This is a genomic window from Vibrio vulnificus CMCP6 (assembly GCF_000039765.1).
Taxonomy (GTDB): domain Bacteria; phylum Pseudomonadota; class Gammaproteobacteria; order Enterobacterales; family Vibrionaceae; genus Vibrio; species Vibrio vulnificus_B.
In genome coordinates, this window is the sequence record NC_004459.3 from 824,376 (window position 1) to 845,338 (window position 20,963).

Genomic DNA, 20,963 nt, shown 5'->3' on the forward strand with positions numbered 1-20,963 from the left:
ATCATGCTTTACCACCACCAATCATGCTTTACCACCAATAGTGACTACCAACGATATAAAGCCATGTAAAACCAGCGAAAATCAACGCCACCAGCACCGCCGCAGAACCAATGTCTTTAGCTCGGCCACTGAGTTCGTGATGCTCCACCCCGATGCGATCCACTACCGCTTCCACCGCTGAATTCATTAATTCAACAATCAGCACCAGCACAACCACCGCAAGCAACGTGATACGTTCAAGCATCGATACATCAAACCAAGTCGCTAGCACTATTGCAACGACGAGCAAAGCAAACTCCTGACGAACCGCAGCCTCATGCTTAAATGCCGCTTTCAAGCCCTGAATCGAGTAGCCTGTGGCTTTTATTATGCGCTTAATACCAGTATTGCCTGGCTTGCCTAAATTTGGCTGAGTCATAGAAGGGATTGCCTTATCGTTGCCATCAATGAAAGAGGGGTATTTTACATTTATCTTGGGTATCTGCATAATTTAGCCAGATATTTTTTTGAGCAGAACTTATGCCGCTTTTTGAACAAGCCCCAAACTCCGTCTGTTTCCTACGTTTGTCCGCCATTGGTGATGTTTGCCATGCGGTCGCTGCCGTTCAGGCGTTGCAACGCCACTGGCCTTCCACCAAAGTGACCTGGGTGATTGGCAAAGTCGAAGCGCAACTGCTACAAGGTTTAGAAGGCGTTGAGCTGATCGTTTTTGATAAAAAGCAGGGGCTCGATGGCATGAAAGCCGTTTGGCGCCAGTTGAAAGGGCATCGTTTTGATGCGCTTGTTCATATGCAACTTGCCCTAAGAGCAAGCATAGTCACTCTTGGCATCAAAGCCACGTATAAGGTTGGCTTTAACTTTAAACGCGCAAAAGAAGGGCAATGGCTGTTCACCAATCGCAAGATCTCCGATACAGAATCTGCGCACGTCTTAGACAGTTTCTACTCGTTTATCGAATATTTGGGTGTGCCCCGAACGCCTCCTCAATGGCAATTGCCCATCAGCGATGCTGATCATCACTTTGCCCAAGAGACCCTCGGTGACCAACCCACCCTTGTCATTTCGCCGGCAGCCAGTAAGGATGAGCGTAACTGGTTGGCAGACCGCTACGCGGCATTAGGTGATTATGCTTATGAACAAGGCTATCAAGTGGTGATTTGTGGTTCTCCCGCTGAACGCGAAAAAGCCTTGGCTGCGGATATTCTACGCCACATGCAGCACCCTGCGCTGAATTTAGTGGGTAAAACCAACCTCAAACAACTCACCGCACTATTAAACAAAGCTGCCGTGGTATTGGCGCCCGACTCTGGTCCCGCGCACATTGCCACGACCCAAGGCACCCCCGTCATTGGCCTTTATGGACACAGTAACCCCAAGCGCACCGGACCATACAATAACCTCAACGAGGTAGTGAGCGTCTATGAGCAATTTATTGTCGAACAACACGGCAAAGCGGCTGAAACTCTGCCTTGGAGCACTCGCGTTAAAGGCGATCATATTATGCAAGCAATCTCGGTCAGCGATGTGATTCACAGCTTTGACCACATCACGAAAAAGGAATCAGCATGTCTGAATCAATAAACAAGCCAACGCTCGCCGTGGCTCTGATTGTTAAAAATGAAGCCGCTAACTTGGATGCCTGCTTAAAAACGGTTGAAGGTTGGGTCGATGAGATCGTTATTTTGGATTCAGGCAGCAGCGATGAAACCGAAGCCGTTGCCAGACGCTACACCGACAAATTCTTTATTAACAAAGAGTGGCCGGGCTTTGGCCCACAACGCCGTCTTGCTCAGCAGTATGTTGAATCCGATTATGTGCTTTGGCTCGATGCCGATGAGCGTGTCACACCTGAGCTGAAGTTGAGCATTCAACAAGCGGTAGAATCCAATGAAGCGAATACCCTTTACAGCATGTGTCGCCTAAGCTGGGTATTTGGTCGTTATATCCGTCACTGTGGCTGGTATCCTGATCGTGTGGTGCGTCTCTATCCTACCAAGTTGACTCAATACGACGATGCGTTGGTGCATGAGAAGGTGGAAATCACCAAAGCAATGAAAGTGAAAGAGTTACAAGGGGATGCCATCCACTACACTTACAACGACTTGCACCATTATTTGGTGAAGTCTGCCGGTTATGCCAAAGCATGGGCAGAGCAACGTGAGAAACGAGGTAAAAAGAGCAGCATCTCTCAAGGCGTACTGCATGCCATTGCTTGCTTTGTCAAAATGTACATTGTCAAAGCGGGCTTTTTAGATGGTAAGCAGGGCTTTCTGTTGTCGCTACTTTCCGCGCACTCCACACTGGTGAAGTACGCGGACTTGTGGATCAGGACAAGTACGGAGAAACCCAAGGATTAAGCTGCACCAGCGCCGCATCAATGTCGATGCGGCTCATATCCGCTTCCATTGCTTCACCGCCACCTTTTGGTGGGCAAAACGCCAGATGGCGTCCTTCTGAGTTGAGTGGTCTCCAGCGCAATGGCGTTGAAGAACGCTTACTTGGAAAAAATCCGACAGTTGGAACATCCAAGGTCGCCGCAATATGCAACGGTCCTGTTGAGCCAGCAATAAATAGATCAGCGCAGGCAATGGAGCGCGTAAAGTCGACAAGGCCTTCATTCTTGTCATACACCACCCCTTGGCCACCTAACTGAGCGTATTCTTTCAATAGCTGTTGTGCTTTTTCCGTTTCCCCCGGCCCCGCCGTGACAATCAGTTGAAAATCTTGCTCGATCCCTTTTAGCAACTCGGCATATTGTGACAATGTCAGGTTATTGGCTGAGCCACCCGTGCCGGCATGCACCATCACCCAAGCCTTATGCGCTTCAATGCTGAGCTGTTCGCTGAGCTTGAGTTTTTGCACACTCAATTCGGTTTCGTCAAACGAAAGAAAAGGCGCTTGAGGCTCAACTGCCGTGACTTTTTGCTCATTCAAGAAGGTGCGAATGAGATCAAGATTGTACTGATATTCCGGTTTGGCGGATTGTGAGCGTTTCTGCTTAATTCTGCGGTTATAAAAAATCTGTGCGATTTTTGTTGCAGGTGCCAAGCGATACTTAATGCCCGCTTTCCACACGAGTAACGCATTATACGTTGTCGAAAACAAGTTGATTGAGGCATCAAACTGACGTGACTTGATCTCCTGAACCAACTGCTTCGTGGCTTCTTTGCCTGCCTTTTCAGTTGGGTCCAATAATACATCGTCAATCCATGGGCAAAGTCGCGCCAACTCTTGCGTATAACTTGGTACTAAAGCGGTAATGTGCGCTTCTGGCATCGATTGCTTGAGCATGGCGAAACTTGGCCACGCAAGCATAAAGTCGCCAATTTTATCATTCCGGATAACCAGTATTTTTTTCATTGTTCTGCTGCCGTTTGATTTTTATGTCGTCATGATACATGCATATTGATAGCATGTAGACATTTTGAGCTGAAGAGTATTCCAACGTGTCGAAAAAAGCCCTTTCCAGAGTTGTCTACCCAGGCACTTTTGATCCGATTACTAATGGCCATCTCGATTTAATCGAGCGTGCGGCAAAAATGTTTGATGAGGTAATCATCGCTGTTGCGGCCAGTCCAAGTAAGAACACCATGTTTACCCTCGAAGAACGTGTTGATTTCGCCAGACAAGTCACCCGTCATCTCGACAATGTCACCGCACAAGGCTTTAGCGGTTTGATGGTCGATTTTGCACGCGCGGTTGATGCAAATGTCTTAATTCGCGGCCTACGCACCACCGTCGACTTTGAATACGAATTTGGCTTAACCAATATGTATCGTCGATTGCTGCCAGGGCTTGAAAGCGTCTTTCTGACCCCTTCGGAAGAACATGCCTTTATCTCTTCCACCATCGTACGTGAAGTGGCCATTCATGGCGGCGATGTAACGCAATTCGTTCCCACCGTGGTGGCAGAAGCACTGCATCAAAAGAAAAAAGTGTGAGAAATAAAACAAAACCCGCCCGATGAAGCACCTGAAAGCGGGTTTCTCTTTTTTATTGCTGCGTGGGCTGACAATGCTATGGTTGCGTGACCTGCAAACGCAAATAGTCATTCATCAATTTACGGTAATCCGCTGCCCATTCGGGCTGAGGGTTAGCAATGGTTGTTTCTTGCGAATACAACCCATCGCCCCATGGGTAAAGCCGCTCTGGCTTCGACGTGCTATATGCACCCTGCTCTGTGATCACTCGAGACGCATTAAAACCGACATTGCTCACACCCTGAGTTGAGAGCATATTTTCCCCGCCAAGAGAGACATACTGCTGCGCAGATAAACTCAAATGGTAGAGCGTAGGAAAAATATCGCGATGAGAACCGATACGACTTGGATCATACTGATGTTCCACATGCTGTAGGATGCTTTCAGGCACATAGAGATAGAAAGGCACCCCAAAGGTCAAGCCAAACTCTGCCTCTTCATCGATGGCTAAGTAACGCACGCGATGATCGCCAGAGGCCGCAATGACGGTTTTCTCAGCCAATGGGGATTGCTTCACACCATGGACAAATTGACCTAGAGAATCGTTCGCGTATTGGTAGGCTTGCAACAAATCATCCGCCTCTTCCTCCATTGGACCCAGCAAGGTTTTTAATCGCTCACTTGCTTTAACAGGCTTAGCCTGATAATCGCTCGGGGCGCGAAATGGCGAGTGGTTGGTCACCGTCATGATGTAAATCAGCGTCGGTTGCGTGGCTTCATCAAGCACTTTACGCGCAAACTTGAAGGTAAACGCATCGGGCACGCCCCAAGTATCGGCATGTTTAGCGGCATCAGGAAAGGCGTTTTTAATGCTGTTTTCATCGTAAACCTGATCAAAACCTTGTACCGGCAAATAATTGGACAAGTTACGCCACATCCCATTGCCACCGTAGATAAACACCACACGATAACCTGCCTGCTTGTACGGTAACACCGCTGAGGATGCCAACGGTTTTTTCTGTGCACTGGAGTGGCTGATCGTCGGAACATCGCTGTGCATTAGCATCATTACGATGCTATCAATGGTTGCCGAAGTGCCAGCCATAAAACGTTTGAAAACAAAATCTTGCTCAAATCCTTCACGTAATGCTCCTAACAAGTCGTTACTTTGAGCATCGTCTTCAATTAACACGTTGGTGCCCATCCCCTCCATCAGTGCCATCACCACATGCGGGGGATTTTCCGCGAGATAGGCATTCTCTGGCGTGGCGAAGTAAGGTGTAGGCTGTCCAAGCACTTTCATCATTTGCGCTTCCACCGCTTGAGCAGAAATAGGCTCAAATTTCGATTGCTTCTTATAGTCACTTTTTGCCCAATCGAGCGCCATAAAGGCATTAGGGGTGATGATATTCAGTAGCTTGTTATCTGACACATTGGCGTGATAACGCTTAAGTGGCAAGGTACCGATGGATCCTCTTGCGATCACCACATAAAGCAGAATCATCACCACAATGACTGCCGTCGTATAACTCCAATGACGAGGCATGAAACGGCGTTTTTGTAAACGCTCAACCAGCCACTGCGCGCCAACTCGGCTCAACCATGCCACGGCAAGCGAAACGAAGAAGGAGCGCAAGATCGGGTAATCTTCCCAAGCATTTTCTAATACCGCTTCGGTATCATCATCGAATAAACCAAACGCAAACACGTCAATATAGTTGCCATAAGTGACGTAGTAGTAATAGTTGCCGATGGAAAAGGCCGTGAGTAAAAAGAAAATCACAAACGCATAATTGGGAACGGCGCGTTGCCAGAGCGAAAAACCTCGAGCAAAGGCCGCCAATATCAGCCCGGCTAAAAATAATGGCGCAAAAGCAATCGCAATGATTTTGGCATCAAAACGCGCCCCCACCCAAAAGGCTCGGAATAGATCATTGCCTAGTCCAGTAAGATCAGAGAAATCTGCGGCCAACAATAAAAAAAGGCCGCGAGAGACCGTAAGCAGTAGTAACGCCGCAACGATTAAAGAGAAAATGATGCGCATCGCTCGGCGCGCATTTTGCTGGAAATCCATTGACTAAAAACCTAACGGGTGAGCACTAAAGGGCGCACATCATAGCATAGAGAGCAAATTGCACCTCAACTCTGGGTGTCAAAGCAGTGATCAAACACACGGACGATCGGCATTTCTATCTCAGCCTTCAACCCGTTTCAGGTTCATTAGCACTGACAGTAAGAACAGTAGAAGGTATTGCGTTGCCCTATCTTCTGCTCTTGAATCGCTTCGCCGCATTCTGGGCATGGTTCTCCCGCTTTTCCATACACTTGCAATTCTTGGGCAAAATACCCCGGCTTACCATCGGCTTGGGAAAAGTCTTTCAATGTCGTGCCACCTTGCTCAATCGCCGTTTGCAAGGTTTGCTTGATGTGGCTCACCAAGCGTTGCCATTCCTCGGCACTGAGTGACATCGTCGCTCTGGTCGGCAGGATGCGTGAGCGAAACAAAGATTCGCTGGCATAGATGTTCCCCACACCCACTACGATTTTGTTGTCCATAATAAACTGCTTCACCGCAACGCGTTTTCCTTGCGCTTTTTCAAACATGTATTGCCCATCAAAGGCATTCGTTAGCGGCTCTGGACCAATATTACCCAACACATCATGGTCTTCCCCTGGCGCTGCATAAAGCCAAGCACCAAAGCGACGTGGATCGTTGTAACGCAGCACTTTGCCATTAGAGAGTTTGAGATCGACGTGATCATGTTTGCCTGCTGGGAAGTCAGCGTCCAGCACACGCAATGAACCGGACATGCCTAAATGCACAATCGCACTGCCGACATCGGTTTCGATGATCAGATATTTGGCTCGGCGGCCAATATGACGAATCACTTGCCCTTGCAGCTTTTTTAGCTCACTTGGAATGACCCAGCGCAGTTTTGGGGTACGGAAAATCAGTGATTGAATGGTTTGATTGAGCAAATGCGGCGTAATGCCCATTCGGCTCACTTCCACTTCTGGTAATTCAGGCATGGTGGCTCCAAGGTCAAAATGCTCAATGTCTAGTAGGGAAACAAATAATCGGTTGAAACTGAAATGGCAATCCATTGGTCTTGCCAATTCTTAAAGACCCAAAAATCCGTAAGACGGTAAAACGTGATTCTTTGTGGCTCTTCCTGATCTTGGTACCACACTTCGATGGTTTCTGGTTCAATCAATTGTGGCGCCAATTTTTGCATTGTCGCCTCATCCAATTGCGTCCCGAGTAACGATTGCCATCTCTGCGCCCACTCTTGCGGAGAAATGGAGAGCTCACGCGCGGTAACCCACATTCCCTTTTGCCACTCTAAGCTATTATCGGAAAGCTGGATGGAGAGTAACTGAGTCTCGGGGTTCAATAGAGAAGGATAGCCGTTGATACTTTCAATCTGAGTCGTGCTCTGATCGTCAAGCAAATAGGTTTTGATCAACGTCGGGGCATTGATGATCACAATAAAGAAGGTGATGCCAGCGATGAGGATATTATTCCATCTCCGGCGACGCTTTGGTGAAACCCGCATATTCTCAATCCTGACTGATAACTGAGCAAAGTATACCAACCAAGAGAAAAGCGAGGTACTAGTTTTCTAGGTTCTAGGTTCTAGGTTCTAGGTTCTAGGTTCTAGGTTCTAGGTTCTAGGTTCTAGGTTCTAGGTTCTAGGTTCTAGGTTCTAGGTTCTAGGTTCTAGGTTCTAGGTTCTAGGTTCTAGGTTCTAGGTTCTAGGAGGATCTTAAAAAACAGCAAATAAAAAACCCAGCTCGAAAGCTGGGTTTTCTACAATCTTCAAAGAGACTCAATCAATTACTTGATTTTCGCTTCTTTGTACACAACGTGCTGGCGTACTACTGGATCAAATTTTTTGATCTCGAACTTGCCTGGCATGTTGCGCTTGTTTTTGTCAGTTGTGTAGAAGTGACCAGTATTTGCAGTAGATACTAGACGAATTTTCTCACGAATGCCTTTCTTAGCCATTGCTAATTCCTCTTATTAAACGTTTTCGCCGCGTGCACGCATATCAGCTAGAACAACATCGATGCCTTTCTTATCGATGATGCGCATGCCTTTTGCAGTCAGGCGTAGTTTAACAAAACGTTTTTCGCTCTCTACCCAGAAACGATGAGTTTGTAGGTTCGGCAGAAAACGACGCTTAGTAGCATTTCGTGCGTGTGAGCGGTTGTTACCAACTGCAGGACGCTTACCAGTTACTTGGCATACTCGGGACATGAATGTCTTCTCCAAATCGTTTCAGCTCGATATCAACCTTGGTGGCCGAACCTCATCAATTAGAGGTCAAATACCATTATGGAAAATCCATACAAGGCTATCAAAGGTCGCGCATTATACTAACTTGCCATGCATTGCTCAAGACCCGAACAGATCCTTTTTACAGGTTTTCGTGATCTTTTTTTAGACAGCACGTTTTCAAGTAGTCCAAGCTGAATGTAAGTTAAAAATTTTGAGTGGCGAGGATTGTAGCAGAAACTCACTTATGAACAACAAAAAGTTTGCCTGTCAAGAGCGATGATTTTATTAACTCAAATCCAGCCTCTTTCTGCAAAGGAAACCACTTCCCCATCGCCCACCACAAAGTGGTCCAATACCCGTATATCCACTAAGCCCAATGCGTCACTCAAACGTCGAGTAATTCGCCGATCTGCTTGGCTTGGCTCTGCTACGCCTGAGGGATGGTTGTGCGCCAATATTAAAGCTGCCGCATTATAGTGTAAGGCTCTTTTAACAACTTCCCGAGGATAGACCGAGGCGGCATCGATGGTGCCTTCAAACATCACCTCATCTTTAATGACACGATTTTGATTATCGAGGAACAACACATAAAACGCTTCTCGATGGCGATCGCGCAGCATGGAAGAGAGATAAAGCTTAGTGTGCTGTGGACTGGTGAGCGCATCACCACGTTGCAATGTTTCGGCCAAATAACGTTGCGTCATTTCCAAAACAGCTTGTAATTGAACGTATTTTGCCTGCCCCAATCCTTTGTGACGGCAAAAGCTCTGTTCATCGGCGGAAAACAGTTTTCTCAGCGAGCCAAAGTCTCGCAATAAAAAATCGGCAAGTTCAATTACGTTCATTCCTTGTGTGCCTGTTCGCAAAAAGATCGCAAGCAACTCGGCATCAGACAAAGATTGAGGCCCTCGCTGAAGCAACTTTTCTCTTGGCATGGATTCACTAGGCAGGTTTTTTAGGCTCATCGTCTCTCTCAGTCATCTTAGATGCGCCTATTGCAACGAGAAAACCAGCAAAGTCTAGTATGACGATGCTGGTTCGTTATTAATAGAAGACAATAATGTAACTGAGCATTTTATCAGAGCTTAAAGTGACCGACCAAATCATGCATTTCTTGGCCAGATACACTCAAGCGTGTGCTAATGGTTTCCGACTCTTGTAAGTTGTGATTAATCTCATTAACGATTTGCTGAATGGTGACCAGGTTTTGATTGATGTCCTCAGCGACCGCGCTCTGTTGTTCAGCGGCGGATGCCGTTTGAATGCCCATATCACGGATCATTTCCACCGCCGACTGGATACCAGCAAGTGATTCTTTGATTTGCACTGACTCAAGCGCCGTTTGTTCGCCACGCTCTTGGCTGGCAGACATAGTGGTGACCGCTCTGGCCACACCATTTTGCAACTGCTTAAGCATATCGCCAATTTCCAGCGTGCTGTTTTGTGTGCGACTCGCTAATGAACGAACTTCATCGGCAACCACGGCAAATCCGCGGCCTTGCTCTCCCGCACGCGCCGCTTCAATGGCGGCATTCAATGCCAGTAAGTTCGTTTGCTCGGCAATTTCGCCTATCACTTGCAACACTTTGGTGATTTGATCGGTCTGTTGGCTAAGCTGAGAAATGGCGTCTGAGGTGATGTTCACTTCGTCGACCAATTTACCAATCCCTTCTATCGCGTGATTCACTTCGACTTGCGCTTCTGAGATCTGCGCATTGGCAGAATCAATGGCCTGCGCCGTGGCATGGGTATTGTTGGCGACTTCTCTCGCCGTGGCGCTCATTTCCGTCACGGCGGTGACTACTTTATCCGTCTCCAAACAGTGCGTTTGCATTTGGTTACTGGCTAACGAGGTTTGTTGATCCAGCCCAGAGGCAGCGCTTTGCACTGTTTGCGCCGAGCTGCGAATATCGACCATCAAAGGATGCAATTTGTCCATAAACTGGTTGAAGGCTTTGGCCACTTCCCCCACTTCATCTTGGCTTTCGACACTCAAACGAGCGGTTAAATCGCCACCGCCTGCCGCTACATCTTGCAATGAGGCCGCGATATGTTGCAGCGGCAAAATCGCCCGAGAAACAATCACGCTGATCACACCACACGCAATCAATAACCCCACCAACGTGAATCCAATCGCCGATAAGGTATGCTCATTCAAACTGGCAATACTTTGTACACGATGCTCTGCCACTTGCGTGTCGATATCGTCAATGTAGATCCCTGTGCCGAGTACCCAATCCCATTTTGGTAGATATTCCGCATAACCCAATTTAGGCGCTTGCGCATTGATGGTCGGCTTGTGCCAAGAGAAATAAAGAAAGCCATCGCCTTTTTGTGAAGCGTCAATCAACCCCGCTATCACCGCGACACCATTGTCATCTTTCATGCCGTAAAGGTTTTTACCTTCCAACTCCGGCTTGATCGCGTGCAGCGTGTTGACGCCTTTGGAATCATAAGCAAAAAAGTAACCATCACTTTCAAAGCGCATTGCTTTCAAAATCTGTTTGGCTTGTTGTTGATTGTTGCCATTCACATCCGCGTCATACAGCGGTTTAATGGCGGTGACGCCCATCATCAAATAGGCTTTTAACTCGCTTTTGCGCGTTTCAATCAGCTCATTTCGATATTCGCTGAGTTCAACGTCTAAGCTTTTTACACTGTTAAAATAGAAAACCGCTGTCACCATCGCTGTCAGCAGCACTAATGGGATTAACGTTAGCAGCAATAATTTGTTCCGACTCTTCATAACAAGTTCCGTCGCTATCCATATGATTGTTTTAATTTTTAAGAGGTATCGCAAACATTATCTGGTGTCTATTTAGTCAATGTCTGTGAGCAACGTGCTGTTTCTCTGATCTCTTTGTCGAGTTTGTCTTCAATTAGAGAAGTAAAACCGCCCTGGTCGTTTCTCTATTATTCAGGCGAACAATCCGATCCCAACCTTGCACTATCAATCGCCTATCTTTCAATCACCTGAGCAGATAATTTGTGTTAGGATCGGCAACAGTTATTTTGGAGAGTAATCAAATGCAAACATTGGCAGGAAAGAAGATTCTACTGGGTATCAGTGGTGGTATTGCGGCCTACAAATGTGCAGACCTCACCCGACGTCTTAAAGAAAGAGGCGCAGAGGTGCAAGTGGTGATGACCAAAGCCGCGAAAGAATTTATTACCCCGCTCACGATGCAGGCAGTCTCTGGCCGACCAGTCTCGGATAGCTTGCTTGATCCCGCCGCCGAAGCCTCAATGGGCCACATCGAGCTGGCGAAGTGGGCCGATTTAATTTTGCTTGCTCCTGCCACTGCGGATCTGATTGCTCGCATGGCCGCTGGCATGGGCAACGACCTACTGACCACCTTAGTGTTGGCCACTGACGCCCCTGTTGCGGTCTCTCCAGCGATGAATCAACAGATGTATCGCAACGTCGCGACCCAAGAGAACATTGCGACTCTGAGCCGACGCGGTATGGAAATCTGGGGCCCAGCGGCTGGCGAACAAGCGTGTGGCGATGTGGGCCCAGGCCGTATGTTAGAGCCGATGCAGTTGGTTGCGTTGTGCGAACAATTCTTCCAGCCAAAACCGCTGCAAGACAAATCGATTTTGATCACTGCGGGTCCAACTCGCGAAGCCATTGACCCTGTGCGCTACATTACCAACCACAGCTCAGGCAAAATGGGTTATGCGCTGGCGCAAGCCGCAATGCAATTGGGTGCGAATGTGACACTTGTCAGCGGCCCGGTTTCTCTGCCAACCCCCGTCAATGTCAACCGCATCAACGTCGACAGTGCCCAAGAAATGTATGACGCCGTGATGGCTCAGGCATCTGATCACGATATCTTCATCAGTTGCGCGGCCGTGGCAGATTACCGCCCAGCTACAATTGCTGAGCAAAAACTGAAGAAAACTGACGACAGTGATGAAATGACCATCACTATGGTGAAGAATCCCGATATCGTCGCGTCTGTCTCCGCCATGACGGAGAATCGTCCTTTTACAGTCGGCTTTGCGGCAGAAACCAACGACGTTGAAGTGTACGCTCGCCGTAAACTGGAAAAGAAAAAGCTCGATCTGCTCTGCGCGAACGACGTGTCCGTGGAAGGGCAAGGCTTCAACAGCAGCGACAATGCGATTACGCTTTACTGGTCACAGGGAGAGAAAGCCCTGCCACTCAACAGCAAAGCGGTATTAAGTATGGAGATCTTGAAACAGATCCAAACCCTGATGGGTCACTAATCGACATATCGCCCTCCGTTATTGATCAGGTTATTCGTACAGCTTTTTGCTAAACGATCTCACAAAACCTGATCGATACCTGATGTCTTGAACTGGGCATGCTGATATAATCGCAGACGAAAAAACGTCTATTCAAAAGGAAGTTAATCAATGGCAGGCAGTAAAAAATCAAACCGCCGTGAAGAGATCCTCCAAGCTCTTGCTCATATGTTGGAGTCTGCGGAAGGGGCATCGCGTATAACCACCGCGAAGTTGGCACAACAGGTGGGCGTATCAGAAGCGGCACTTTATCGCCATTTTCCAAGCAAAGCGCGTATGTTTGAAGGTTTGATTGAGTTTATTGAAGAAGCCTTGATGTCGCGTATCAACCGTATCTTAGATGAAGAGAAAGACACGCTAGAACGTATTCGTTTGGTACTGCAACTGCTGCTCGCCTTTGCGGAGCGCAACCCAGGGTTAACGCGTATTATGTCCGGCCATGCGCTGATGTTTGAAAATGAACGACTGCGCGATCGCATTAACCAACTGTTTGAACGCATCGAAACTCAGCTGCGTCAGATTCTACGTGAGCGCAAATTGCGTGAGGGGAAATCCTTCCCTGTCGAAGAGAAAATCCTCGCCGCTCAGTTACTAGGCCAAGTGGAAGGCAGTTTGAATCGCTTCGTTCGTTCCGATTTTAAATACCAACCAACTGAAAATTTTGAGGAATACTGGGCATTGCTCAGTGCACAGATTAAGTAATTTATGGCAACTGCAACAAAACCTGCGTTTTCAATTTCGCTGCTTCACCCTAAATACTGGCCTGTTTGGCTAGGCTTTGGCTTACTTGCCATCCTTGTCACCATCCTGCCGTACAAATTGCAACTTTGGCTAGGTCGCGGTCTTGGGCAATTTTCCATGCGCTTCGCCAAAAGCCGTGTGCATGTCGCTCATCGTAACTTGGAGCTGGCCTTTCCAGAAATGGGCGAGCAAGAGCGCGAGGCCATTGTGGTTGAAAACTTCAAAAACACCGGCTTAGCATTGTTTGAAACGGGCATCGCCTGGTTTTGGCCAGATTGGCGCATCAAACGTCATGTTGTTTTTGGTGACACCCGAGAACTGATGGAACTGGATGCCAATAAGAAAGGGGTGTTAGTGGTGTGTACGCACTCACTTAACCTTGAGATCACTGCACGTGCCTTTTCATTGTTTGCGCCCGGTTATGGCGTGTATCGCCCACATGACAACCCCGCTTACGACTTTATTCAAACTTGGGGTCGCACCCGTTGTGGCAACCAAATGGTGGATCGTAAAGATGTCAAAGGCATGTTGAAAATTCTACGCGGTGGTGGCCGCTTGTGGTACTTGCCTGACCATGACTATGGCAACAACCATGCGGTATTTGTCCCCTTCTTTGCAGTACCCGATGCGTGTACAACAGCAGGAACAGGCGTATTAGTGGATGCGAGTAAGTGTGCGGTGATCACCGCGTCTAGTTTCCGCAAAGGCGAAACGTATACGCTAGAAATCGACCCGGATATCAGCGACCAATTCCCACGTAAAGACGCGGTTGGTGCGGCAACGGTGATGAACCAAGCGATTGAGAAAGTGATTTTGCGTGGATTAGATCAATGGATGTGGCTGCACAAACGCTTTAAGAGCATGGCTGACCCAAGCCAACCACGCGGCATTCGTTATAAATAGTTAGGTTCTAGGTTGCTAGGGACTAGAAGCCTATATAACTAGATAACTAGATAGCTAGATAACTAGATAACTAGATAACTAGATAACTAGATAACTAGATAACTAGATAACTAGATAACTAGATAACTAGATAACTAGATAACTAGATAACTAGATAACTAGATAACTAGATTCTAGGAGCTGCTTTTCCTAGAATCTAGCCCCTGCCTTTACTTAGATCCCGTATTGGGCGCGATACGCTTTCACCGCATCAAGATGCTCGGCTGCATCGCCTTTCTCTTCCAAGAAAGTGATCAAATCCGACAAGCTAACGATAGAAATCACTGCACAAGCGAAATCACGTTCAACTTCCTGAATCGCCGACAGCTCACCCTTACCTTTTTCTTGGCGGTCAATCGCCACCAATACGCCAGCCAGATCGGCACCATTGGCTTGGATGATTTCCATAGATTCGCGAATCGCTGTGCCCGCAGTGATCACGTCGTCCACCAGCATAATGCGCCCTTCTAGCGCAGAGCCAACCAAGTTACCGCCTTCGCCGTGATCTTTGGCTTCTTTACGGTTGAAGCAGTAAGGCGTGTCGATATCGTGGTGATCGGCAAGTGCAACCGCTGTCGTAGTCGCGATTGGGATACCTTTGTATGCAGGGCCAAAGAGTACGTCGAACTCAATGCCAGAATCCGCTAACGCCGCCGCATAAAAACGACCTAGGCGTGCCAAGTCACGACCTGTATTGAAAAGACCAGCGTTAAAGAAATATGGGCTTTTACGGCCAGATTTCAACGTAAACTCGCCAAACTTAAGGACTTGTTTCTCTAGTGCAAACTCAATAAATTCACGCTGGTATGCTTTCATTACTTTCTCCGTCTATAAGTTTCTAGTTCCTAGCTTCTAGTCCCTAGAAAGATAACTAAAACTATAAAAGTGTTTTCAAAATAGATGTCTTTACGCGAGGCAGCGAGACTTTTCAGCGCCTGAGCAGAGTGCGCTATGTGATGGCGTGAAAAGTTAAAGCGAACAACGCGGCTCAGTTCTCTATACAGAAAACAAAAAAATAGCCCCCAAATGGGAGCTATCTAAATCAATTGGCTAACGCCGCCTTCTGCGCGGCGACGATCTCGCTAATGCCCTTTTTGGCCGACTCTAGCAGAGCCAGCAATTGTTCATGGCTAAATGGTTCGCCTTCTGCAGTGCCTTGGATTTCGATCATCTTGCCTTCTTCCGTCATCACCACGTTCATGTCGGTATCAGCCGCCGAATCTTCCACGTATTCCAAATCGCACAGTACATCTTCACCCAAAATGCCGACTGAAACCGCGGCCACATGGCCTTTCATTGGGTTTGCTTTTAGCTTGCCACTGTCAACAAGGTGTTGGAATGCATCCGCCATCGCCACGCTAGCGCCACTGATTGACGCGGTGCGCGTACCGCCATCGGCTTGGATCACATCACAGTCAACGGTGATCATAAACTCGCCCATCGCTTCCAAATCCACGACTGCGCGCAGGCTACGTGCGATCAAACGTTGAATTTCCATGGTACGACCGCCTTGCTTGCCATTGGCCGCTTCACGACGAGTACGTGAATGAGTTGCGCGTGGCAGCATGCCATATTCCGCCGTCACCCAGCCTTTACCTTGGCCTTTTAGCCAACGAGGCACCGATTCTTCCACGGTCGCATTACACAGCACCTTGGTATTACCAAACTCAACCAGCACGGAACCTTCCGCATAAGCCGTGTAGTTACGAGTAATTTTAATTGGGCGCACTTGGTCTGCCGCGCGATCATTTGGACGCATGGATGAATACCTTTTCTGGGGATCGATTTGATTGGGGGTGAAGTATAGCGGAAACCACCGCAAGGCACTAGGGAAAGGCTCACGGTTTTTAGCTCACAGTTTTAGCAACAATGCTTCACGCCTAGCCGCAACGCCATTCTGTGCTACTATTGCCAAGCGTTATTTTCAAAGATGATAAAACAGGAAAATTCGATGATTTACAGCATGACCGCATACGCGCGCAAAGAGATCAAAGCCGATTGGGGCAGCGCGGTATGGGAAATCCGCAGTGTTAACCAACGCTACCTAGAAACTTACTTCCGTATGCCAGAGCAGTTCCGTGGTCTAGAACCCGTGCTGCGTGAGCGTTTCCGCCAGCGCCTTGCTCGCGGCAAAGTCGAGTGCAGCCTAAGATTTGAAGCCAACCCAGCGGCGCGCAGCGAACTGACGATCAATGAGACCTTAGCGAGCCAAGTAATTGGTGCCGCAAAGCAAATCATGCAGCTCACTGGTGAAGATAGCCGCATCAACCCATTCCAAGTGATGCAGTGGCCTGGTGTGATGGAAACGCCAGAGCAAGATATGGACGCCATTAATCAGCAATTGTTGGCCGCTTTTGACCAAGCACTTAACGAGTTTATCGAAGCGCGCGGCCGTGAAGGCGACAACATGAAAGCCTTGATTGAGCAGCGCCTAACAGCCATCACCGCGGAAGTGGTGAAAGTACGCGCCCGCATGCCAGAAATCATTGAGTGGCAGCGTGAGCGTCTGTTCTCGAAATTCGAAGAAGCCAAGGTGGAACTGGATGCTTCTCGCGTAGAGCAAGAGCTGATCATTTTGGCGCAGAAATCGGATGTGGCAGAAGAGCTGGATCGCCTCGATTCTCACGTTAAAGAAACCACCAACATTTTGAAAAAAGGCGGCGCCGTTGGCCGTCGTTTGGATTTCATGATGCAAGAGTTCAACCGTGAATCCAACACACTCGCTTCAAAATCGATCGCCACTGACATCACCGCTTCAGGTGTTGAGCTTAAAGTGCTGATTGAACAAATGCGTGAGCAGATCCAAAATATCGAGTAACTTCTGACTCAATAACGATTTGATAAAGCCCCGAGATTCGGGGCTTTGTTTTGGGTAACGTTCTCGTCTAAACGTTCAGCTCCTTCATACATCGCTCGCACAGCACTGGCTTTGACTTAATGCGCTTGCGGCCAAAACGAGCCCAAAACTGAGGTTCTGCTTTGGTCACAAAAATCCCACCGAGTAGTGGCAACAACAAAACCACCGAGGTCGAGGAAATACTGTTGCCTGACATCCAAGTAGAAAGACTCAGTGCGATCAACGGGAAAAACAAGAAACAAATCGAAGCGGTAAAGGGCGTTGAAACCTGGCCCAGTTTGAAATAGGCCACAATGCCACCCACGCTGGCAAAGACCCCCAAGTAAATGACAGATAACATCGACACTTGAGAGAAGACTGAAAACGCCGGCTTTTCAATTATCCAAGATGCCGTCAACAACAGCATGGATGCCATCAAACTCGGCAGCGCGTTGTACGTCAACACTGGAATGTCTTGGCAATACTTCTGCACGCACACATACATCACGGCATGAATGGCAACTGCGCCACCAAGCGCAAGAAAACCAAGTAGATAGTCGTCTCCGCCCAGACTCATCTCTTTCGCCAAAATCAGGACCAAACTGAGTACGGCGATCAACAGCCCAGCCGTTTGCAAACGACGCAACGTCAATCCGAGAAACCATCTCGACGTGATCATCACCGCGATAGGCATGGTGGCAAAAATAATCGAAGCCAAACCTGACGAAATATACTGTTCACCAAAAATCATCAAGGTAAACGGGATCGCAAAATAAAAAATCGCGACGATGAACATCCAATGCATTTTTCCTTTTGGAAAAAAGAGTGGCTGTCTAAGACGTTGCCCGAGTATGAGCAGCAGAGGGGCGGCAATCAAAAATCGTAGCCCAGTAGCGAAAATAGGCGGAATAGTTTGCACGGCAATCTCCATGGCAAACCATGTGGTTCCCCAAATTAAACATACCGAGAGAAACAACAACGCAGGTAGAGACTCAGCAAAAGTAAATCGATGAGTTTTCATTTTTGAATTCCTATCACTAGGTGGTGCAAATAGTAATCTATTCACACGCATGACTAATTCACACGGCATAGCGTGCAATAAGGTTTTGGGCAGTAAACCACTGCGAGATAGGAATTACGCTATTGGGGGACGATAGTGGGTACGCATCTCTGCGCTGGTGTAAATGACAATCGGGCTTGCAATCCATTCATTACGATATGGCGCTTCGTCAGTATATTGCTGGCTTTCAATCACCGCAGCCCCCATCGAATGTCCATAATGGGTACAACATTGGTTTTGATAGCAGCGACCACCGGGCTCACAACAGCCTGGCTCGTCCTTTTCTACCGCTTCCAACGACCAATCACAGTAGCTCACATTCGTGATGTCGTTGCTCATCTTATGATGAAGGTTTGATGGTGGCTCCGTCTGCGCACGTGCAAACCCGCTTGATAGCAACAATGCCATCAAGAGACTCAACAGAAGCAACAGGTTCGCGGTGCCTTTACGCAGCATCACACTCTCTCATTCAGCGGTGAAACGGGTCACTGTGACGATACTCATCCAAGGAGTAAGAGACAAGCGGCCTTGAGATGACTTTACACTTTTTTAACCTAGTCACTCCCACCATCCATTCGGAGTGAAATAAACCCGCACGATGGCGGGGCAATAATCATTCGTCTTTTTCTGCTGTGTGATTATCCACATACGGCCAGTAGTGGTGACCCACACGTATCAGCAACGTGGCAGCCGCCAAAACAAACGCAGCAACAGAGAGCCAAACCACAAGGGTCGCATCGAGTTCTTTCATCCCTAACGTGATGTAACGTGCAATCGCCATCATCGCTATATAAATCGGATAGCGGACTGGAATCTTACCGTTCATCACAAACTGCTGCACCATCGCCAGCACTTCGAGATAAATAAACATCAAAAGGATGTCGGTGAGTAGCACCCGTTTTTCCACAAACACATGAATGAATTCTTGCACCATGGCATAAAGCGTGGCCAGCGTAATGGCAACCAGCAAGACCGCTTCCAAGATATGAAAGATTTTTAAGAATGGGCGACTGAATGATTTAGGTAGATGTGACGGCACTTGTAACATTCCAAGCAAAACAATGAATTAAGCTGGCAGTGTAACATGCGGTATTGGCTAAGCAGAAGAGAGCGTCTCTTTCGGCTCAGCCAAACACGACAAAAGCCGTGGGTTTGGCTGAGTTGGATCGGATGTAAGCGTCGTTACGCCACATCTTGTTGCTGCTCGGCTTTGCGTTTGTGTTTGCGATATTTGGGATGGGTAATTGGAATCGCAGACAAGAGTTTTTTGGTGTAATCGTTTTGTGGATTGGCGTACACCTCTTTGGCGCTGCCCTCTTCCACCACTTTACCAAAGTACATCACTGCCACTTTGTCGGAGACGTGTTTCACCACCGACAGATCGTGCGAAATAAAAATGATCGCCAAATTCATCTCTTGCTGAAGCTGCAGCAATAAATTGAGGATCTGTGCTTGCACGGACACATCCAACGCAGAGACCGACTCATCACAAATGAGCAATTTAGGCTTTAACGCAATCGCGCGTGCAATACCAATACGCTGACGTTGACCACCAGAAAATTCGTGTGGATAGCGATTGACAGCCTCAACAGGCAAGCCCACTTTCACCAATAACTCTTTCACCCACGTTTTACGCTCCTCCGGAGTGCCTATTTTGTGGATGATGTAAGGTTCTTCCAAAATCATGCCAATGGTGTGACGCTGATTGAGTGATTCCATTGGGTCTTGAAAAACAATTTGCATCTCTTTGCGCAGTGGGCGCATCTCTTTGGGAGAAAGCTTGGTGATATCGCGCCCTTCAAAGAAAATTCGCCCTTCCGTTGGTTCATACAGTTTAAGCAGCGTGCGCCCTAAGGTGCTTTTGCCACAACCCGACTCGCCAACCAAACCTAAGGTTTCCCCTTGGTTGACCGATAAACTGACGCCATCCACCGCTTTGACAGTATAGCCTTTACGAAACAAGCCTTTGCCAGAGACAAAATGTTGCTTGAGATTTTCAATCCTTAATACTTCTTTACTCATCCTGAATTCCTTAGCTCCTCTGACTGACTTCAAACATGCTGCTATCCATCGGCTTAATGTCGATGAGCTGCTTAGGCTCACTGTCCAAGCTTGGCATTAAGCCCATCAACCGCTCAGTGTAAGGGTGCTTAGGATGATCAAACAGTTCAAAAATCTCTGCGTACTCAACAATCCGACCACCGTACATGACCGCGACGTCATCGCACACTTCCGCCACCACACCCAGATCGTGCGTAATGAAAATCATCGCCATACCCGTTTCTTGTTGTAACTCGTTCATCAGTTCCAAAATGGATGCCTGAACGGTCACGTCCAACGCGGTGGTTGGCTCGTCACAGATCAAGATATCCGGCTTGCACGCCAGTGCCATCGCAATCATCACTCGCTGACGCATCCCACCAGATAGGTTGTGCGGGTACTCATTGAGGCGCTTCTCTGGCAGTGGAATTTTCACTTTTTTCAGCATCTCAAGCGCGTACTCGTTGCGAGCGCGTTTATCCAAATCCGGGCGGTGCAACTCTAAGACTTCGTTAATCTGGCGACCAACGGTGTGAACTGGATTAAGCGCCGTCATTGGATCTTGAAAAATGATGGAGATTCGATCACCACGCATCGCGTACATCTGCTCAGCAGGCAGCGTCACCAAATCGGTGCCGCGATAGAGAATTTGTCCATTCACAATCTGACCATAAGGCTTGGGCAACAACCCCATGATCGACATGGAAGTGACACTTTTGCCACTGCCAGACTCACCAACCAGTCCCAAAGTGCGTCCTGCGCGAACGTCAAAGTTGACGCCGTGCAATACCTTGACTGGGCCATCATCGGTGGTGAAAGAGACCTCAAGATCTCTGACACTCAGAATCACATCATCCTGCATCGTGCTTC

The 20,963-nt window shown here is 48.1% G+C and carries 23 protein-coding genes; 7 read left to right on the top strand and 16 right to left on the bottom strand.

Features of this window, described 5'->3' with window-relative positions; genetic code table 11:
* Nucleotides 1-28 precede the first annotated feature (28 nt).
* Nucleotides 29-418 carry a diacylglycerol kinase gene (locus VV1_RS03935; RefSeq protein ID WP_011078885.1) on the bottom strand — a complete coding sequence of 130 codons (390 nt, stop codon included), beginning with the start codon at nucleotides 416-418 and terminating at the stop codon, nucleotides 29-31.
* Between the two features lie 101 nt (nucleotides 419-519).
* Here VV1_RS03935 and VV1_RS03940 point away from each other — a divergent pair, with 101 nt between their 5' ends.
* Nucleotides 520-1,581, top strand: coding sequence for a glycosyltransferase family 9 protein (locus VV1_RS03940; protein WP_011078886.1), 1,062 nt, complete (start codon nucleotides 520-522; stop codon nucleotides 1,579-1,581).
* Complete coding sequence (locus VV1_RS03945) at nucleotides 1,566-2,357, top strand: glycosyltransferase family 2 protein (protein ID WP_011078887.1); 792 nt, start codon at nucleotides 1,566-1,568, stop codon at nucleotides 2,355-2,357. The genes VV1_RS03940 and VV1_RS03945 overlap by 16 nt, the downstream gene beginning before the upstream one ends.
* Here VV1_RS03945 and VV1_RS03950 read toward each other — a convergent pair.
* Nucleotides 2,326-3,360 (bottom strand): glycosyltransferase family 9 protein, encoded by a 1,035-nt coding sequence (locus VV1_RS03950; protein ID WP_011078888.1) that lies wholly within the window; start codon nucleotides 3,358-3,360, stop codon nucleotides 2,326-2,328. The two genes, VV1_RS03945 and VV1_RS03950, sit on opposite strands and share 32 nt — an antisense overlap.
* Before the next feature lie 86 nt (nucleotides 3,361-3,446).
* Between VV1_RS03950 and coaD the strand changes: the two genes are divergently transcribed.
* The gene (coaD, locus tag VV1_RS03955; protein ID WP_011078889.1) at nucleotides 3,447-3,941 is read left to right on the top strand and encodes a pantetheine-phosphate adenylyltransferase; all 495 of its coding nucleotides are present in this window, start codon (nucleotides 3,447-3,449) and stop codon (nucleotides 3,939-3,941) included.
* A gap of 76 nt (nucleotides 3,942-4,017) precedes the next feature.
* On the opposite strand, the gene VV1_RS03960 is transcribed toward coaD, so the two are convergent.
* The 7 genes from VV1_RS03960 to VV1_RS03990 all read right to left on the bottom strand — a co-directional run bounded on the left by VV1_RS03960 (nucleotide 4,018) and on the right by VV1_RS03990 (nucleotide 10,948).
* Nucleotides 4,018-5,994, bottom strand: a complete 1,977-nt coding sequence (locus VV1_RS03960) for an LTA synthase family protein (protein ID WP_011078890.1) — start codon at nucleotides 5,992-5,994, stop codon at nucleotides 4,018-4,020.
* 146 nt (nucleotides 5,995-6,140) lie between these two features.
* Nucleotides 6,141-6,950: a bifunctional DNA-formamidopyrimidine glycosylase/DNA-(apurinic or apyrimidinic site) lyase gene (gene mutM, locus VV1_RS03965; RefSeq protein WP_011078891.1), complete on the bottom strand. Its 810-nt coding sequence runs from the start codon at nucleotides 6,948-6,950 to the stop codon at nucleotides 6,141-6,143.
* A 29-nt stretch (nucleotides 6,951-6,979) separates the two neighbouring features.
* Nucleotides 6,980-7,477, bottom strand: a complete 498-nt coding sequence (locus VV1_RS03970; RefSeq protein ID WP_011078892.1) for a hypothetical protein — start codon at nucleotides 7,475-7,477, stop codon at nucleotides 6,980-6,982.
* A gap of 281 nt (nucleotides 7,478-7,758) precedes the next feature.
* Nucleotides 7,759-7,929 carry a 50S ribosomal protein L33 gene (gene rpmG / locus VV1_RS03975; protein ID WP_011078893.1) on the bottom strand — a complete coding sequence of 57 codons (171 nt, stop codon included), beginning with the start codon at nucleotides 7,927-7,929 and terminating at the stop codon, nucleotides 7,759-7,761.
* Between the two features lie 15 nt (nucleotides 7,930-7,944).
* Nucleotides 7,945-8,181, bottom strand: coding sequence for a 50S ribosomal protein L28 (gene rpmB, locus VV1_RS03980; protein WP_011078894.1), 237 nt, complete (start codon nucleotides 8,179-8,181; stop codon nucleotides 7,945-7,947).
* Nucleotides 8,182-8,492: 311 nt separating this feature from the next.
* Nucleotides 8,493-9,167, bottom strand: coding sequence for a RadC family protein (radC, locus tag VV1_RS03985; protein ID WP_011078895.1), 675 nt, complete (start codon nucleotides 9,165-9,167; stop codon nucleotides 8,493-8,495).
* A 113-nt stretch (nucleotides 9,168-9,280) separates the two neighbouring features.
* The gene (locus tag VV1_RS03990; RefSeq protein WP_011078896.1) at nucleotides 9,281-10,948 is read right to left on the bottom strand and encodes a methyl-accepting chemotaxis protein; all 1,668 of its coding nucleotides are present in this window, start codon (nucleotides 10,946-10,948) and stop codon (nucleotides 9,281-9,283) included.
* 281 nt (nucleotides 10,949-11,229) lie between these two features.
* Between VV1_RS03990 and coaBC the strand changes: the two genes are divergently transcribed.
* From coaBC to VV1_RS04005, 3 genes are all read left to right on the top strand, one after another.
* Nucleotides 11,230-12,435 carry a bifunctional phosphopantothenoylcysteine decarboxylase/phosphopantothenate--cysteine ligase CoaBC gene (coaBC, locus tag VV1_RS03995; protein WP_011078897.1) on the top strand — a complete coding sequence of 402 codons (1,206 nt, stop codon included), beginning with the start codon at nucleotides 11,230-11,232 and terminating at the stop codon, nucleotides 12,433-12,435.
* Nucleotides 12,436-12,585: 150 nt separating this feature from the next.
* Nucleotides 12,586-13,176, top strand: a complete 591-nt coding sequence (gene slmA, locus VV1_RS04000; RefSeq protein ID WP_011078898.1) for a nucleoid occlusion factor SlmA — start codon at nucleotides 12,586-12,588, stop codon at nucleotides 13,174-13,176.
* A gap of 3 nt (nucleotides 13,177-13,179) precedes the next feature.
* A complete protein-coding gene (locus VV1_RS04005) occupies nucleotides 13,180-14,118 on the top strand; it encodes a Kdo(2)-lipid IV(A) acyltransferase (RefSeq protein WP_011078899.1) in 939 nt (312 codons plus the stop codon).
* Nucleotides 14,119-14,331: 213 nt separating this feature from the next.
* Here the strand turns inward: VV1_RS04005 and pyrE are convergent, their stop codons facing one another.
* Nucleotides 14,332-14,973: an orotate phosphoribosyltransferase gene (gene pyrE, locus VV1_RS04010; RefSeq protein WP_011078900.1), complete on the bottom strand. Its 642-nt coding sequence runs from the start codon at nucleotides 14,971-14,973 to the stop codon at nucleotides 14,332-14,334.
* Between the two features lie 226 nt (nucleotides 14,974-15,199).
* Nucleotides 15,200-15,916 carry a ribonuclease PH gene (gene rph, locus VV1_RS04015; RefSeq protein WP_011078901.1) on the bottom strand — a complete coding sequence of 239 codons (717 nt, stop codon included), beginning with the start codon at nucleotides 15,914-15,916 and terminating at the stop codon, nucleotides 15,200-15,202.
* A 192-nt stretch (nucleotides 15,917-16,108) separates the two neighbouring features.
* Between rph and VV1_RS04020 the strand changes: the two genes are divergently transcribed.
* The gene (locus VV1_RS04020) at nucleotides 16,109-16,975 is read left to right on the top strand and encodes a YicC/YloC family endoribonuclease (RefSeq protein ID WP_011078902.1); all 867 of its coding nucleotides are present in this window, start codon (nucleotides 16,109-16,111) and stop codon (nucleotides 16,973-16,975) included.
* Nucleotides 16,976-17,042: 67 nt separating this feature from the next.
* On the opposite strand, the gene VV1_RS04025 is transcribed toward VV1_RS04020, so the two are convergent.
* The 5 genes from VV1_RS04025 to VV1_RS04045 form a co-directional block, all read right to left on the bottom strand.
* Nucleotides 17,043-18,014 (bottom strand): DMT family transporter, encoded by a 972-nt coding sequence (locus tag VV1_RS04025; RefSeq protein WP_043920920.1) that lies wholly within the window; start codon nucleotides 18,012-18,014, stop codon nucleotides 17,043-17,045.
* 114 nt (nucleotides 18,015-18,128) lie between these two features.
* On the bottom strand, nucleotides 18,129-18,509 hold the full coding sequence (locus tag VV1_RS04030; RefSeq protein ID WP_011078904.1) for a hypothetical protein: 381 nt from the start codon (nucleotides 18,507-18,509) through the stop codon (nucleotides 18,129-18,131).
* 157 nt (nucleotides 18,510-18,666) lie between these two features.
* Nucleotides 18,667-19,092 carry a phosphate-starvation-inducible protein PsiE gene (locus VV1_RS04035; protein WP_039552275.1) on the bottom strand — a complete coding sequence of 142 codons (426 nt, stop codon included), beginning with the start codon at nucleotides 19,090-19,092 and terminating at the stop codon, nucleotides 18,667-18,669.
* 143 nt (nucleotides 19,093-19,235) lie between these two features.
* Nucleotides 19,236-20,075: an ABC transporter ATP-binding protein gene (locus VV1_RS04040; protein WP_011078906.1), complete on the bottom strand. Its 840-nt coding sequence runs from the start codon at nucleotides 20,073-20,075 to the stop codon at nucleotides 19,236-19,238.
* Between the two features lie 10 nt (nucleotides 20,076-20,085).
* Complete coding sequence (locus tag VV1_RS04045; RefSeq protein ID WP_011078907.1) at nucleotides 20,086-20,955, bottom strand: ABC transporter ATP-binding protein; 870 nt, start codon at nucleotides 20,953-20,955, stop codon at nucleotides 20,086-20,088.
* Between the last annotated feature and the right edge of the window lie 8 nt (nucleotides 20,956-20,963).